The following is a 16,874-nucleotide window of genomic DNA, read 5'->3' on the forward strand; positions in this document are numbered from 1 at the left end:
ACCCATTATCAAATTCAACGGTTCCGCACTGGCTGAACACAATCATTGAGAAAACTATGCAAAAACTGACGCTTAATAAACTGTCCAGCAAGCTATTCAAAGCTTGCGACATCCTTCGTGGCAAAATGGATGCCTCTGAGTACAAGGAATACATTTTCGGCATCCTATTTCTTAAACGCATGTCAGACCAATTCCACAAGGACTATCAAGCGAAAATAAGCGAGCTAAAGAAAGAGGGGCATGACGATGATGAGATCGAACTTCTGCTAGAAGACGAAGAACAATTTGATTTCTTCGTACCGGAAAAAGCGCGCTGGGAAAACCTAAAGCACTTGAAAACCAATGTTGGCTCAGGGCTAAACAAAGCGCTTGAAGCATTGGAAGAGAGTAATACCAAGAAAGGCTTGGAAGGTGTACTTAAGCACATTAACTTCAACCGTAAGGTGGGCAAAAAACCGATCCCTGATGAGCGCCTGGTTGAGTTTATTCAGCATTTTGACAGCATCCCTCTCTCAAATAGCGATTTCGAATTCCCCGATCTATTGGGCGCAGCCTATGAATACCTGATCAAGTACTTTGCCGATAGTGCGGGTAAGAAAGGTGGTGAGTTCTACACCCCTGCCGAAGTTGTGCGCTTGCTAGTAGAAATTCTTGAGCCTGCAGAAGGCATGGAGATCTACGATCCGACTTGTGGTTCGGGCGGCATGCTAATTCAAAGCCGCAACTACGTGCAGGAAACGGGCGGCAACGTTAAGAAAATTCATCTGTTTGGCCAAGAAGATAATGGCGGCACCTGGTCTATCTGTAAGATGAATATGATCTTGCACGGAACAGGTGGCGCAGATATCGAAAATGGTGACACGCTAGCCACACCACTGCACCGAACCAAAGATGGTGAAGTGCGTCCTTTCGATCGCGTAATTGCCAACCCTCCATTTTCACAAAACTATAAGAAAGCGGATATGCAGCTCAAAGAACGCTTTAACACCTTTATGCCAGAGTCTGGCAAGAAAGCGGACTTGATGTTTGTGCAGCACATGGTGGCCTCACTCAAAGCGAATGGTAAAGCGGCTGTGGTGATGCCTCACGGCGTATTGTTCCGTGGCGCTGAAGAGCGTACTTGCCGCCAAGACTTCATTGAGCGCGGCATTCTTGAAGCCGTGATTGGCCTGCCGCAAGGTTTGTTCTACGGTACGGGCATTCCTGCCTGTGTGTTGGTGTTGAATAAAGCAGGGTGTAAAAAACGTGACTCAGTGTTGTATATTAACGCTGACCGTGAATATCGTGAAGGTAAAAACCAAAATAGCCTGCGCCCTGAAGATATTGAGAAAATCACCAGCGTCTATAAAGTCATGCTGGAAGATGAAAAGCACCCAGGCGTCGAAAAATATGCGCGTTTGGTACACAAAGATGAACTGGCACGAGAAGATTACAACCTCAATATTCGCCGCTATGTCGATAACAGCCCTGCACCTGAACCTCAAAACGTTAAAGCGCACTTAAGCGGCGGTATTCCAACCACAGAAATTGATGCGCTGCAAAGCACTTGGAATGATTACCCAGGATTGAAAGAAAGTCTGTTCGTTCCACGTGCTAACAACGAGTTCCAAGACTTTGCCGACGAGTTTGAAGCACTATCATCGCTCAAATCTCACATTGAAAGCTTCCCAGCAGTACTGAAAAAACATGCGGATTTTCAAGCAGCGTTGGATGATTGGAAACAAGACTTTGCTGGCTTTGAAGCTTTGGGGGACAAAAAGCTCGGTGATGAAGGAGTATTTGCTCTGCGCCGCGAATCTCTGAACACCATTGAAAAGCACCTAATGCCGATCAAACTGCTGAACCAATACAAGGTGCGTGGTGCATTAGCGGATTGGTTTAAAACCCTGGAAGCAGATTTCAAATCTGTTGCAGCAAGCGGTTGGAATGCTGAGCTCATTCCGGACGAAGTGCTGTTTGCTAGCCAGTGCGCGGATGTGGTGGAAGAGCTGGAGATCAAGCAAGCGCGTATCAGCGAACTGCAAGCTTTTGTTGATGCAGCAGATGAAGAGGACTATGAGCCGACCGATGAAAACCCTGCGCTACCGTCTGAGTATGTTAAGCAGCTTAAAGACGAGCTGAAAGAACACAAAGCGACGATCAAAACCAGCTTGGCAGTGCTGAAAGCCCAAATCAAAGATGCGTTCACCCAACTGAAAAGCAATGCCGAACTTCCAAAAGGCACTAAGCAAGGGGATTTTGCAAAAGGGCTGACAGGCAAAGAAATGAACTTCGCAGTCCATAGCGAGATTCTTGCTTTAGCGGATGAACTCGGCGTTCAGTTAGATAACCTTGAGCTGATTAAAGAACACGCGCGAAAAGGTGCTGTGGCGGCTGCTGAAGCTACCGCGATTGAGGCTAAATTTGCAGCACACAAAGCTTTAGAAGATGAGTTGAAACAGCTAAAAGCCGAAATCAAGGAAACCGAAAAACGCCGCGATGAACTGCTTGAGATCGCCCGTGACGCAATCACACCAGAAGAAGCGAAAGTGTTGATTTTGGACCGGTTCAAAACCGAACTGGATCGCCAATACCAAAGTTATGTGCGTGCGTTACTGCTTGACCGTATCGCTGCAATCGAGAACCTACACCGCAAATACCAAGTTACCGCCAAAAGCATTATTGCCAAGCGAGAGCAGGAAGCGAACAAGCTAGCTGGCTTTATGAAGGAGCTGGGTTATGAGTGATTTTGAATGGGTGCAACTAGGGAAAATTGCTGCGATTACGATGGGGCAATCGCCAGACTCTGAAACATATACAGATGATGATAGGTACATCCCTTTCTTGCAAGGTTGTGGAGATTTTACAGGTAGCTATCCTGAGACTGGTGTTTTTTGTACGTCTCCTGGAAAGGTTGCTAAAGAAGGTAGCTTATTAGTTAGTGTAAGAGCTCCAGTTGGTACAACCAATGTTGCAGACAAAGATTATTGTATTGGGCGAGGGTTAGCTGCGGTTAAAAGCAATATTGTATCGGCGTTATATTTGAGGGAGGCGTTCACTGTATCGGCTAGTTTTCTTCATCGTCGTGCTCAAGGTTCAACTTTTGATGCTATTTGCGCAAAAGATCTTTCGGAAATGAAAATTCCTATGCCAAAGAATCGTAGAGTGGGCGAAAAAGTTACAGATATAATCCAATGCCTTAACTCTGAACTCGACGCCACTCAAGCCCTTATCGACAAATACACCGCCATCAAGCAAGGCATGATGGCGGATTTGTTTAGCCGAGGTATCGACCCAGAAACCAAAACCCTTCGCCCAACTTTTGAAGAAGCGCCAGAGCTTTATTATAAGACGCCATTGGGAATGTTGCCGAAGGGTTGGAAAGTGATTGAGTTAGAAAACCTGCTGGATGAAGTAACCAGTCCAATGCGAAGTGGGCCATTCGGTAGTGCTCTGCTGAAAGAAGAGCTGGTCAGTGAAGGTATTCCCTTATTAGGTATCGATAATATTTTTGTTGAGCGATTCAAGGCTAGCTATAAGCGCTTTGTTACTGAGCGGAAGTTTAGAGAACTATCTCGTTATGCCGTTCGAGAAAGAGACGTAGTCATAACGATAATGGGAACGGTCGGAAGATCGTGCGTTATTCCCGAATCCATAGGGCTGGCTTTATCGTCTAAGCATTTATGGACAATGACGTTTGATAAGGAACAAATATTACCTGAACTAGTTTGTTGGCAATTGAATCATTCACCTTGGGCTGAAAGTTGGTTTAGGCGTGAATCGCAAGGGGGGGTTATGGATGCAATCCAGTCTCAAACGCTCAAGAAACTGAAGCTAGTAGTTCCCTCGCCAGTAGAGCAAAATGCGATCTATGAACGTTATGAAAATTTAAATAATCATATTGAAGTTAATCAGACCTCGTTGGACAAGCTGAAACTTCAAAAGACTGGCCTAATGCAAGACCTCTTAACAGGCAAAGTCCCCGTACCCGCATAACAAAAAATAAGAAAAATGGCAGCAGGCAAACGCCTCGCTGCCAGTAATAAGGATATCAAACAATGTCAGAGTACCAATTGGTCGAAAAGCCGCTGCTAAACCAGCTTAAAAGCATGGGCTGGGATGTAACGGATTTAGGGCAAGGTGTGCCGACCGACCCAACCACCAGCTTTCGCAGCTCGTTTCGTGAAGTCATCTTAAAAGACATTTTTAAAGCCGCAGTTCACCGCATTAATACCACTGATGACAGTAAGCCTTGGCTGACGGATAGCCAACTCGATGTTTTGCTCGATGATGTCACCGATTTTGGTACTCACAAATTACTGGCGGCCAATGAAGAGTTTATTGGCCGTCTCCACAAATGGCAGCTTGATCGCAACGAACTGACCGGCGAAGAAGATCCGGTTGTTAAGCTGATTGACTTTGATAACTGGGACAACAACACGTTCACCGCCATCAATCAGTTCCGCGTTGATACCCCAGGGCTAGGTAAAGAGCACATACGCCCAGACATTGTATTGTTCGTCAACGGCCTGCCGCTGGTGGTGATTGAGTGTAAAGAGCAGTCACAGCATTGCTGCAACCCAATGGCTGCAGGTATTGACCAATTGCGCCGCTATGCAGACTTGCGCGAGCCTGAACACAGCAAACTGCGCGAAGGTGAACCTGCTCTGTTCTTTACCAACCAGTTGATGATCAGCACCTACGGTGATGATTGCAAAGTGGGCACTATCACCTCGAATGAGGATTATTACTTCAACTGGAAAACTATCCACCCCGATACTGAGCCTTATATTGCACCAGAAATTGGCACCCATCGCAGCCAGGAAAAGCTCGTTCAGGGCATGCTTCACCCGCAACGGCTGCTTGATATTACCCGCTGTTTTACCCTGTTTATGGATACCGACAACGGCCCTCGCGTAAAAGTGATTTGCCGTTACCAACAATTTCGCGCGGTGCAGAAAATCATTGAGCGTATGGAGCAAGGCGAAACGGGGATTCAACGTTCAGGCGTGGTTTGGCATACCCAAGGAAGCGGAAAAAGCCTGACCATGGTGTTCTTGGTGCGTAAGCTTCGTCGCCACCCAGAGCTGAAAAGCTACAAGGTACTGATGGTAAATGACCGGAGTGATCTTGAAGAGCAATTGACCAATACTGCAGCGTTAATTGGTGATACGGTCGTTGAGATCAAGAGCACCAAGGATGCAAAAGAGAAGCTGGCCAACGACACCTCGAACACTAATATGGTGATGGTGCATAAGTTCCGCGAGCAAGACAGCAGTTTCCTGCCTGAATCCGTTCGTAAGCTATTGTCTAAGCACCTCGCAGAAGCAAAAGAAGCGGGCGATGTTGAGCGCATTGAAGAGCTGGAAGCTGACTTTGATGCTGAGATTGTTATGCATCGACCTTTCGGCGTGATCAACGCCGGTGAAAAAGTCCTGATCTTGGTGGATGAGGCGCACCGCACCCAGCGAGGCGGCAAAGACCGCCCCAGTCTTTCAGATAATCTGTTTGATGCTTTCCCCAAATCAACCCGAGTGGCGTTCACGGGAACACCGCTTATTGCTGACCACCACACTTATCCAACCTGGAAGCGTTTTGGCGTCAGCCAGGAAAAAGCCTATATCGACAAATACAAGCTTCAGGATGCTGTCGATGATGGTGCCACGTTAAAAATCCTCTACGAAGGTAAAACCGCTGACAGTGCGATTTACGATAAAGCGGGGTTTGATACCAAGTTTGAAGATCTCTTTTCGGACAGAACAGAAGAAGAGCTAAGAGAGATCCGTAAAAAGTACGGTGCTGAAGGGGATATTCTTGAAGCAGAGAAGCGCATTGAGGAAATTGCTGAGGACCTAGTAAAACACTACATACGGCAGATTTTGCCAGCAGGCTTTAAAGCTCAAGTGGTGTGCTCTTCTAAGCAAGCAGCAATTCACTACCAAACCTACATTGAAAAGGCGCTGGCGAAAGAAATCGAGCGATACAAAAAGCAATCAGAGCAATGTATAGACAAAGCCTGGCTTGAACGCCTTGAGTTTTTGAAAACGGCGGTAGTGATCTCCAGCGATGACACCAATGAGGCAGCGTCTTTCACCTATGCCAGAAAGCAGGCCAAAGAGCTAAAAGCCGTCGAGAGCTTCAAGAAGAAGTTTGATCACAGCAAGCCAAATACTGGCGTCGCTTTCTTGATTGTCTGCGACATGCTGTTAACGGGCTTCGATGCGCCAATTGAACAGGTGATGTACCTCGATAAAAAGCTGCGAGAGCATAACTTGCTGCAAACAATTGCCCGTGTGAACCGCACTGCGAAAGAAAAGCAGCGTGGGTATATCGTCGATTATATTGGTCTGGCTCATCACCTGAGAGATGCCCTGTCCATGTACTCGCAGGATGACCAAGAGGACATTCTGGAAAGCTTGCAAAATATTGATAGCGAAGTGCCAGTTTTGGAAAGTCGGTATCGCCGATTGCTTCAGTTGTTTACCGAACTCAAGGTTCACAACATCGAAGCGTTTGTGAACCAGAAGCTTAGTATCGATGAGCACTATCAAGTTCAACTTCAAGCGATCGCAGTTCTAGAAGACCCTCGCCAGCGTGACAGTTTTAACGTGTTCTTGAAGAAGTTCCTTCAAAGCATGGACATCATCATGCCCAACTCCTTGGCGGACCCTTATAAAACGCCGATGTACCAGTTTGTGCACATTCAAGCGAAAGCACGCCAGCGTTACCAAGATGACAGCATGAGCTTCCAAGGCGTGGGCGCAAAAATTCGCCACCTTGTGAACGAGCATCTGATCAGCTTGGGCATTAACCCTAAAATTAAACCGATTGACCTGTTCAGTGATGCGTTTATGACGCACATGGGTAAAGAGCCGGATTTACAAGCGCAAGCGAGTGAGATGGAACACGCCATTCGTAAGCACTGCAAAGTCAATGCGGATGATGACCCAGTCTTCCACAAAAAAATGAGTGAGAAGCTGGATGAGATAATCAAAAAGCACTCTGGCAACTGGGAAAAAATGATCTTAGAGCTGAGTGCTTTGCGAGATGAAATCGACGCGGGACGCGGGCCCAACGCCAAAGTATCGGATCCGTTCTTTGATTTGATTGTCAGCATTGCATTCCCAGAAGGCGAGCCTGTTAAGCCTCTGGACAAGGTGAAAGCCTGTGTCGATGCCATTATGGAAGAGCTAGGTGAGAATATCAGTAGCCTAGACTTCTGGGAGCGTGAAGACCTTGTGTCTGAGCTGAGAGGGCGCATCAAAAAACGCTTTATACTCAGTAAAGTACCGCAACTGAAAGAAGCGCGTGAAAAATTAACGATTGAGGTGGTGGCGCTGGCGCGTAGACGGGAGCTATTGATTCTGTCCGATCAGGCGCTGAACCAACGTATCGATGAAATTATCGAAAAGCTCCGCGCGATTGATCCTGACGCCTTGCAAAAACAAATCAGCGAACAACCTGATCTCTCCATGCTGAAATATGACTTGGATGGTGTTGATTTATACCTAGCTCAAGAGTTGGAGCAATATGAGAGTTTCTATGAGCTAGGTCTGATCAAGGTAGCAACTGATATTAACTATGTTGAAGAGGCAGAGCACCAATCTTCGTTGCCGTATGAAGTCAGGAAGCAGTTCTTGCTTAATGCTGAAGATGTTCGAGAAGCTCTTGCCGATATAATTTTATCAATACAATCAGAGCTAACTTTCCCAGAGTTAGAACATCAGCCGATCATAGCATTAAAAGAAACTGCCAAGGGAAGCTTGTTTATAACGGTTGTTATAGGGTTAATGACCAGTTTAATCTATGACGTCATGAAAACAACAGCCCTAAAGGGGCGTCAACCAATAAAGAATATTTTTTCCAAAAGTGAGCGTGTTAAAACTGAGTTACCTGCGTTGGTTGAACGAAATCGCGCAGAGCGAGGGCTTGAGGAATCAAGTTATGGGATTTCTTATACAGAAGAAAAAAATCTAGTTGATGATGCACTAAAGCAATTGCGTGAACGCAATTCACCAAATCAAGATAAGAAAAAATATCACTAATGCAATACAAAGATATCAAATACAGCTTGAAACAAAGCAAGAGAAAGACTACTAGCATTCTTATCGAACGGGATGGGAGTGTGACTGTGCTTGCGCCTGAAAGTTACGATATCGAAAAAGTAGAGAGCATCGTTGAGGAAAAACGCAGTTGGATTTATCGCAACCTTGCAGAGTGGGAAGATCTTAACCGTACCAAAGTCGAACGTGAGTTCGTGAGCGGTGAAGGCTTCCCCTATCTGGGTCGCAATTATCGATTAAAGCTGGTGGACGAGCAGAAAGAAGACTTGATCCTGAAAAATGGTTACTTCCTCATGCGTCGTGATAAAACGGGATACGGTAGCGAGCTATTCAAGCACTTCTATCGCACCAAAGGATTATCTCGTATTAGCAAAAGAGTAGAGCATTTCGCCCCAAAGCTAGGAGTGGATTATCGTGCAATCCGTGTAATGGATCTTCAACACCACTGGGCTTCCTGCTCACCGAAAGGCGACCTCAACTTTCATTGGCGTTGCCTGATGGCACCACTCGTAGTTCTGGATTACATTGTGGTTCATGAACTAGCACACCGCATTGAACCAAATCATAGCGCCGCTTTTTGGAATATCGTCGATAAAATTATGCCTGACTATCAAAAACATGTTTCTTGGTTGAAGCATAATGGTGCAGGGCTGGATCTTTGAATAGAACTGCTTAGTTCTTAACGACAACGAAAGGTACTAAGCATGCGAATCGTTTTTTATTTACAACGTTGAGCAATATTAGATGATGGAAAATTAAAATGAATATTATTATCGTACCAAGAGAACAAAAAGTTCCTTCTACGGGTATAAACACTGCTTATTTGCATGTTGACCGATGGAATGATTTTTCATTCGTCACTATGTTCTTCCTTACGGTCTTTGATGAGAAGGGGGGAGGGCATGACATCGGTCAGGTCAAAATAGGGTTTAAAGGACAAACTACAGAAAAATCCACTTATGGCACATTGAGTTCGTTATTTCATGCGCTACCCGACGGCTATTTTTCTGTAGGTCAAGATGTCGAATACTATAAAAATATTGCCCAACTCTCTGAATTTACAAGGGAGGCCTTGCTCAACGGACTAAAAGATATTGCTTTTGATTCTAGCCTTATTGAACTAGTTCAGGATGAGGATGTTTTTCGTACATCTTTACTTAGAGATGTGAGCTTGTCTGTTATCAAAGGACAGTTTTCTAGGGTATTGGATGGAAGCAGCCCGCTGACCGATTTTGAGTTTAAATTTGTCAGACCGGTGCAAGATAAAATGTCCGGTATTGAATTGAAATTTAGTGTGAAAGTTGGAGATAAGCCCACATCGAATATTCATGCGATTATAGGTCGCAATGGTGTCGGGAAAACAACGCTTCTCAATGGAATGATTGATGCGGTGACCAGCAAAGGGCAGTCAGTTGCAAAATTTTATGATGTTGAGGGTTGGCGTAACAACCCTATTGACACAGACTATTTCAGTAGCCTTGTATCAGTCTCATTTAGCGCATTTGATCCCTTCTCCCCTCCTAGCGAACAACCAGACCCTTCGAAAGGTACCTGCTATTTTTACATAGGCTTAAAAAATGGGGATGATTCTCTTAAGGGTTTGAATGATATACATGAAGATTTCCTTCACGCGTTAAAAGCTTGTCTAAATCAAGCTCCGAAGAAAGGGCGATGGCTCAAAGCGATTGATACGTTGGAGTCTGATGAAAATTTTGCAGGTATGGGGCTAAAAGAACTCGCTGAATATTCGGGGGAAGTACTTACAAGCAAGGCTCGAAAACGTATCAAAAAAATGAGCTCCGGCCATGCAGTGGTATTGCTAACTATTACTCGATTGGTCGCTACGGTGGAAGAAAAAACACTAGTGTTGATTGATGAACCGGAAAGTCATCTTCATCCGCCGCTATTGTCTGCCTTTGTTCGTGCACTATCCGATTTACTTTTGGACCGTAATGGGGTGGCGATCATCGCGACTCATTCTCCAGTTGTACTCCAAGAAGTGCCTAGAAGATGTGTTTGGAAGATAAATCGTTCGGGATTGGAAACCAAGCCGCTGAGACCTTCAATTGAGACGTTTGGAGAGAATGTTGGAATATTGACGCGAGAAGTGTTTGGCCTTGAAGTAGTAAAATCCGGTTTTCATGACTTATTGGTAAAATCAGTTGAAGCAGGGGGAACATATGAATCTATTGTTGAAGATTATCGTGATCAGCTTGGTATTGAGGCAAGAGCACTCCTCAAAGCTCTAGTTGTAAATCGTGATAGGAGCAAGGACGAATGTTAAAGCTAAAACGCCCTGTTAGTTCTTATCCGGAAATGCTAAGTCTTTGTCGCAGCGGAATTACCGGCAATGTAGGGTTACGGCAAAACGTAACTGATGTATCCCGTTTATTAGAACAAAAGGCTGAGGAATATGAAGCATCAGCGACAACAGGTGAACTATATACGATTGATCCACTTCCTCGTCCACAAGACGACCCTGTAGTAATTGGTTGCTTAAAAAAGTCGGACTTAGTTAAGCTCTATGACTATTATGTTGTAGGTAAAAGGAAACCAGCAAGGGCGGTATATGATGCGCTAATGGTTGCGGCCAACGATAAGTGCCCGTTCTGTGGTGGAATTGGACGTCCAAGGAACTTAGATCATTACTTACCTAAAGCTCATTATCCTCAGTTTTCTATAGTGCCGGTGAACCTCGTTCCTTCGTGCCGCGACTGTAATATGGATGGAAAAGGTCAGGCATTTGCGTCTGCCGAGAAAGAGCAAGTTTTGCAACCGTATTTAGATGATGATAGATTTTTCAACGAACAATGGTTGTATGCTCGTTATCACCCCGGAGAGAATGATGAGCCAGGTGTAATTGAATACTTTGTTTCGCCTCCTGAATATTGGGAGGACGACCAAAAAAAACGCGTTGATAAGCATTTTAAAGATTTTGATTTGGCTTTAAGGTTCTCAAAAGAAGCAGGGCCAAGGCTTGTATCACTGATGGCTCAGTACAATGCATTGCTAGTTGCTCCGGTTGATAAGGAGACTAGTAAAAACATCATTTTTCAAACCGTCATAGATGCGTCGTCTTTTATTAACCATTGGGAAAGAGTGATGTGTTTAGCTTTGATGGATACATTGTAAGCTGGTTCTGAATATTTAAAGCCTGAAGCGCACCTAAGATGATGCGCTCCATCTTAGGTTATGAATATTAAACTATCTTAAGTTGTTTGGTCCCTGTCACAGAGAGGCTGCCTTTGGCGGCCTCTTCTATATGCCCGCTCCACCAAATCATCATTGGTATACATCTTTCCAAATAATCAGTGCGGTTATAAGCACTCCGCACTTGGTTATCATCAACGTGTGCCAATGCAGCCTCAATCAAATCTGACTCAAAGCCTTGTTCATTGAGCGTGGTACTCGCAAGCGAGCGTAGGCCATGACTAACCAGTTTTATCTAACCTCTATTATTTTCAAGTCCATATTGGTTGCCTGATGATTACAGTCTTTTTAGGATATTGTTCAGTAGGAGATATGAACTCTTTATGGCTGCTAACAGGAAAGCTAATTTGAATAATAAGGGCGCTGTTATTGGTAGCCAACGGTGGCCCGGGAATGAAGCTATTGTAAGTTATCTGTATAGAACGAAAAGTAACCAGGTTCGGTAATATTGGTGGATAAGTGCATACCTAAGTGGCTAAGGCTCAGTGATAAGGATGAAGTGGTAGATCTACTCGATACTTTGAATAATGTGAACTGTTACTCTTTTCTTCGATTTAGTTTATGACACTGTATGCTTAACTAAAATCGAGGTGTATTGAAAGTATGAAGTTAGGCTTTTTCTTTGGAGCGGGTGCTGAAGTAGGCTATGGGCTGCCTATAGGTGGAAAATTTGCGATTGATCTGTTTCGCCAAGATGTCAGTGAACATAAACAAGCATTGCGGGATCATTTAAGAAGCTTAGATAAATATGATCCATATGTTACTGGTTGGCTTCCGGAAAAGTATGCGACCCAACGAATTCATGCGTTTGGTAAAAACGAGTTCACAAGCCTTATTGAATCTTCAATTGAATACCGAAAGTCTGAAATCGTGCGTAGGCTTAATAACTTTGATATAGAAGCGGATAAAGCGCTAGCTGACCTTGGTATAGATAAGCAAGCAGCTATTGATAAGTTTAATGAAGAAATGGACCATGCTTTTGGTGATCAGCTGTTTTCTACAGCTGTTCAGATAAATAGTCTACTTGCTGATGAAGTTAAGTTATTTGGAAGTGAGATGTACTCGGCAATGCTGAGCATTTTGAGATCTAAAGATAATACAGCCGACCTTCAGAGGTATGCGGGTGCTTTCTTGCAATTATTGGTTGGCGCTCATGGGCAAGAGTTAGTTCAACGACTTAATCAAGAGCTCTTTGAGGCTGCTCCTGATGATATTCCTATTTTTGATGATGTATCAGGGATGTTCAAAGTTGAGTTCAGCCAAGCTGGGTTAAGTGCCCTAGAGTTGCTGATGGAATCGAAACGAGAGTATGACGTAGAAAATGGATCTACCTGTGACTTACTTTCTGCTTTAGCTCAACAACTTTTAGAGAATATATTCACGACTGTTCTAGATTATCAGTCTCTTATTGATAGTCATTTCCGCTATTTATATTCTCCAAAAACCGAATGGGCTAAGTTTTCTAAAATGGTTATTTTCTTGTGGGCTACAAGAAAGTACATCAAAGATCAATTAGATCACGTTGGGAAGTTGCCGGATAATGGCTACTATCACGATCTGAAGCGCTGTGAAGAACTTGGTATTGAAATATCAGCAATAGGAACGGCTAACTACAATAATCTTGTGGAGGCTATTGCTGAACAACTTGATTATCAAATTCCAAATGTTCATCATTTGAATGGTGGTGTATGTGATTATTATAACCCATACAAGAACTCAGTAGTGTCTTGTCAGCATGTAGAGGATATCCCAAAGGATCAAATCTATGTTCCATTTATCTTAACTCAAAGTGGATTAAAACCGCTGACGTCAGTTGATATGTCACGACGTTATGTGAGTCTCTTTGATCGTTATTCTGAGTGTGATGCAATAGTAGTGATTGGTTATGGTTTCAACATTGATGATAGCCATATAAATGGTTTATTTCGTCAACTGATAGAAGACAATAACAAGTCACTATATTGGATCTGTTTAAATACAGACGGTACAGCAGAAACGCAAAAGCGTACTTTAGTTCAAAAATTGCGCATAAGTGCTGCCAATAGGGGGTAAAGTTCATGTCATTCCTGTAACGTCTTCTGATGGCTTGTATGGTGATATTAAATGGTTGGGGAAAATAACCGACTCAGCTGACTTGATTATCAGGCGTTTCAGTGTGAATAAATAAAGGTGAAGGGGGATATTCCCCTTCACCAGCTTTGATTTTTATCCGATTACTTTCAATTGCTTAGTGCCTGTTACAGAGAGGCTCCCCTGGGTAGCCTCTTCTATATGTCGGCTCCACCAAATCATCATAGGTATACGTCTCTCCAGATAATCAGTACGGTTGTATGCGCTGCGTACTTGGTTATCATCAACGTGTGCCAATGCTGCCTCAATTAAATCCGCTTCAAAACCTTGCTCATTTAGTGTAGTGCTGGCAAGTGACCGCAAACCATGACTTACCAATCTTCCTGCAAATCCCATACGTTTAAGAGCCATATTAGCCGTTTGGCTATTACATGGCTTTTTAGGATCTCTATCTGAAGGAAAGACAAATTCTCTATGTCCACTAATTGGTTGCATCGTTTCAAGTAGTAAGAGTGCTTGTTCTGTCAAAGGAATACGGTGTTCTCTGCGTTTCTTCATGCGTTCGGGCGGGATTGTCCAGATCTTAGACTCTAAATCTATCTCCTCCCAACGGGTACTAGAAGCTTCTGCTGGGCGTGTCATAGTGTGAAGTTGCCATTCTATTAAACAACGTGTCGTTCGCTTAATAGAAGCGTTAGCAATTGCATTGATGAGCTCTGGAAGCTCATCAGGTTTTAGTGATGCCATGTTTTCTTTTTTCGGTTTCTTAAAAGCGGCTTTAATACCACTTAAAGGATTAGAAATTACTAATCCGCAGTTAACCGAATAGTTCATGATTTCGTTAAGACGTTGAGTTAAACGCTTTACGGTCTCTAAACTGCCTTTTGCTTCAATAGGACGCAAAATAGCAATGATCATTGGGGCTGTGATTTGAGAGATAGGGTAGTTAGCAATTTGAGGAAATATGTGCTTTTCTAGTGAACGCCAGATATCTTCCGCATAGTTCGGTGTAATAGTCTCTTTCTTTAATTCAAACCATTGAGTTGACACGTTGATAAGTGTGTGCTTACTTACTTTTTGTTCTTCAATTTTTTGTTGCTCACGATAGTCTTTAGGGTCAATACCTTGAGTAACAAGAGATCGAGCATCCATTGTGAGTTTTCGAGCTTGAGCTAAAGAGAGTTCAGGAAAGGCACCTAACCCCATATTGATTCGTTTTTTAGTAATAGGGTGGCGGTAGTTGAAGTTCCACAGGCGAGAGCCGTTAGTACGGATTCGGAGTTGTAATCCGTCACCATCAGAGAGTACATAATCTTTCTCTTTTGGTTTGGCGTGTTCAATTTGCTTTTGGTTGAGTCGTACTGCCTTAGTACCCATGATAACTAGCCTCCGTTGCTAATGGTATTCCAAAATTGTACTCCAAAAAGTTTGGAATACCACGTGGAATACCAAAAGGTGTGGATGCTACTGGACAGTAATGGATACTATAGATACAAGAAAGCCCACTAAAACAATGTCTTAGTGGGCTCTCTGGACGTCCTAGGACGTCTTCGTATACGAATTTGGTGGAGCTGGCGGGAGTTGAACCCGCGTCCAAAACCAGTCTAACTAATGGCGCTACATGCTTAGTCAGTCTTTAATCTCGTCAGTGCACTGCGGACAGACACGCCATGCAAAGACATACCAGAATTCTATTTCGCGGTTCATCTCTCTAGTCAAAGATTCCCTCGCTATCTTGTTTGGGTTTGACTGCTATTGATTCCCCGTCTTACAAGCTGAAGCTAGGGATAGCAGGCTCTGAGCAGGTTATTAAGCTGCTAGTGCGTAGTTTTCGTCGTTTGCGACTATTTTTTTGCGGCTTTTTTACGAGGCCAACCGCACCTCGGCATGCTCCACGAGCCGTCGTGATCCTGTCGAATCCTAAATCAGCCCCTGAATATGTTTTCGATGGTAGCAGATAATTCGGTAGCGTCAACAACTTAATGCTACGCTACCGCCTGTTTGGATGATTATCCACCACTTGATTTTCGAAAATAGACGTTAATTAACGCGAACTTAACGTAGGCTACCTTTCATGATACGAGCCTTATCACGCTGCCAGTCACGCGCTTTAGTATCGGCACGCTTATCATGAAGTTTTTTACCACGAGCAGTACCGATTTTCACTTTAACAAATGAGGCTTTCCAGTACATATTCAGCGCCACAATTGTTTCACCATCACGGTTTACTGCGCCTGTTAGTTTGTCGATTTCACGGCGGTTTAACAGCAGTTTACGAATACGCGTTGGATCGGCAACCACGTGCGTTGATGCAGCTTGCAGTGGGGTGATAGTTAGGCCAGAAATAAACACTTCACCGTTACGCAGATAAACGTAACTCTCTGTCATGTTTACTTTACCGTCACGAATCGCTTTTACTTCCCAACCTTGAAGTGAAATACCCGCTTCGTATTCGTCAGTAATCGCAAATTCAAAACGAGCTGATTTATTTTTAGCGATGGTATTACTACCTGGCTTTTTATTTGGTTTTTTAGCCATGTTGACCTCTTAAGTCTCTGTTGCAGTCCCAAAACATCGATGTGTTTGGTCGAATTCAATCAGCACGCATTATTGTGCTTTATTTTCGCTGATTGCCAGATAATGGTATCATTGCTCTATCACATATCCTAGTGCTTGATTTACCAGCGTTAAGTTCTTGATAGGTGAGAAAGATTTCTATGAAGGAGAAGCTATGCCGCAAATTAGTCGCTCTGCACTGGTTCCTTTTAGTGCTCAGCAAATGTTTGAACTGGTTAATGATGTTGCCTCGTATCCTGCGTTTTTACCTGGGTGTGCAGGAACCAAGATCATTGAAAGCTCTGAGCAATATATGATGGCTGCGGTAGATGTATCTAAAGCAGGCATTAGGAAGACGTTTGTCACTCGAAACCAGTTGGTTGAGGCAAGAGCTATCGAGATGCAGCTGGTTGATGGCCCCTTTAAAAAGTTAGTTGGTGGCTGGACGTTTACCGAGCTGGATGCTTCTGCATGTAAGGTGGAACTGAATCTCGATTTTGAGTTTGCCAATGGTTTGATGGACGCCGCATTTGGTAAAGTTTTCCGCGATTTAACCAATAATATGATGGGTGCGTTTACCTCTCGCGCAAAAGAAATTTATGGCTTCTGAAGAAAGATTAATTCATGTTGAGGTGGTGTATGCGCTACCTCAAGAGCAAAAAGTACTGAAATTGGCGGTCCAACCGAATACCCCTGTTCAGGAGATTATCGAGCAATCGGGTATTTTAACTCAGTACCCAGATATCGATTTGAAAAAGAATAAAGTAGGCGTTTATAGCCGTAATGTACGGTTAGATTCTACGGTTTATGATGGCGATCGAATTGAGATTTACCGTCCCATCACAGCAGATCCTCGTGAAATCCGCCGTAAGCGTTTAGAGCAAGCAAAAGCTTAGTTTGAGCTCTTGGTCGATTTCAATAAAAAAGCTCGCCTAATGTTATGTTAGGCGAGCTTTTTGTTGTTTGGCTATTGAGCTTAGTTAACTCGAACCAAAT

Annotated in this window: 11 protein-coding genes, 1 other RNA gene and 1 pseudogene; 9 read left to right on the plus strand and 4 right to left on the minus strand. The window is 43.9% G+C overall.

The window, feature by feature from the left end:
* The first annotated feature begins 56 nt into the window (after nucleotides 1-56).
* From CTN07_RS10675 to CTN07_RS10700, 6 genes are all read left to right on the plus strand, one after another.
* On the plus strand, nucleotides 57-2,726 hold the full coding sequence (locus tag CTN07_RS10675; RefSeq protein ID WP_005301005.1) for an N-6 DNA methylase: 2,670 nt from the start codon (nucleotides 57-59) through the stop codon (nucleotides 2,724-2,726).
* A complete protein-coding gene (locus CTN07_RS10680) occupies nucleotides 2,719-3,975 on the plus strand; it encodes a restriction endonuclease subunit S (RefSeq protein WP_005301004.1) in 1,257 nt (418 codons plus the stop codon). Before CTN07_RS10675 ends, CTN07_RS10680 begins: the two co-directional genes overlap by 8 nt.
* Before the next feature lie 62 nt (nucleotides 3,976-4,037).
* Nucleotides 4,038-8,024: a type I restriction endonuclease subunit R gene (locus CTN07_RS10685; protein WP_005301001.1), complete on the plus strand. Its 3,987-nt coding sequence runs from the start codon at nucleotides 4,038-4,040 to the stop codon at nucleotides 8,022-8,024.
* Nucleotides 8,024-8,704: a M48 family metallopeptidase gene (locus tag CTN07_RS10690; RefSeq protein WP_005300997.1), complete on the plus strand. Its 681-nt coding sequence runs from the start codon at nucleotides 8,024-8,026 to the stop codon at nucleotides 8,702-8,704. Before CTN07_RS10685 ends, CTN07_RS10690 begins: the two co-directional genes overlap by 1 nt.
* 98 nt (nucleotides 8,705-8,802) lie before the next feature.
* Nucleotides 8,803-10,326, plus strand: coding sequence for an AAA family ATPase (locus tag CTN07_RS10695; RefSeq protein WP_005300994.1), 1,524 nt, complete (start codon nucleotides 8,803-8,805; stop codon nucleotides 10,324-10,326).
* Nucleotides 10,320-11,174: an HNH endonuclease gene (locus tag CTN07_RS10700; protein WP_005300991.1), complete on the plus strand. Its 855-nt coding sequence runs from the start codon at nucleotides 10,320-10,322 to the stop codon at nucleotides 11,172-11,174. The genes CTN07_RS10695 and CTN07_RS10700 overlap by 7 nt, the downstream gene beginning before the upstream one ends.
* A 67-nt stretch (nucleotides 11,175-11,241) precedes the next feature.
* Here the strand turns inward: CTN07_RS10700 and CTN07_RS23055 are convergent.
* Nucleotides 11,242-11,590: pseudogene (locus CTN07_RS23055) on the minus strand (tyrosine-type recombinase/integrase); the annotation flags it as partial.
* Nucleotides 11,591-11,855: 265 nt separating this feature from the next.
* Between CTN07_RS23055 and CTN07_RS10710 the strand changes: the two are divergent.
* On the plus strand, nucleotides 11,856-13,304 hold the full coding sequence (locus CTN07_RS10710) for a hypothetical protein (RefSeq protein WP_005300988.1): 1,449 nt from the start codon (nucleotides 11,856-11,858) through the stop codon (nucleotides 13,302-13,304).
* Nucleotides 13,305-13,457: 153 nt separating this feature from the next.
* On the opposite strand, the gene CTN07_RS10715 is transcribed toward CTN07_RS10710, so the two are convergent.
* From CTN07_RS10715 to smpB, 3 genes are all read right to left on the minus strand, one after another.
* Entirely contained in the window at nucleotides 13,458-14,699 is a 1,242-nt protein-coding gene (locus CTN07_RS10715; protein ID WP_005300985.1) for an integrase domain-containing protein, read from the minus strand.
* 186 nt (nucleotides 14,700-14,885) lie between these two features.
* Nucleotides 14,886-15,255: a transfer-messenger RNA gene (gene ssrA, locus CTN07_RS10720) on the minus strand.
* Nucleotides 15,256-15,377: 122 nt separating this feature from the next.
* Nucleotides 15,378-15,860: an SsrA-binding protein SmpB gene (smpB, locus tag CTN07_RS10725; RefSeq protein WP_005300982.1), complete on the minus strand. Its 483-nt coding sequence runs from the start codon at nucleotides 15,858-15,860 to the stop codon at nucleotides 15,378-15,380.
* 193 nt (nucleotides 15,861-16,053) lie between these two features.
* Here smpB and CTN07_RS10730 point away from each other — a divergent pair, with 193 nt between their 5' ends.
* The gene (locus CTN07_RS10730; protein WP_036764355.1) at nucleotides 16,054-16,488 is read left to right on the plus strand and encodes an SRPBCC family protein; all 435 of its coding nucleotides are present in this window, start codon (nucleotides 16,054-16,056) and stop codon (nucleotides 16,486-16,488) included.
* Nucleotides 16,478-16,774 carry an RnfH family protein gene (locus CTN07_RS10735; RefSeq protein ID WP_036764354.1) on the plus strand — a complete coding sequence of 99 codons (297 nt, stop codon included), beginning with the start codon at nucleotides 16,478-16,480 and terminating at the stop codon, nucleotides 16,772-16,774. The genes CTN07_RS10730 and CTN07_RS10735 overlap by 11 nt, the downstream gene beginning before the upstream one ends.
* Nucleotides 16,775-16,874: the final 100 nt, after the last annotated feature.

Origin of the sequence: Photobacterium damselae, assembly GCF_003026815.1 — a bacterium.
Taxonomy (GTDB): Bacteria; Pseudomonadota; Gammaproteobacteria; order Enterobacterales; family Vibrionaceae; genus Photobacterium; species Photobacterium damselae.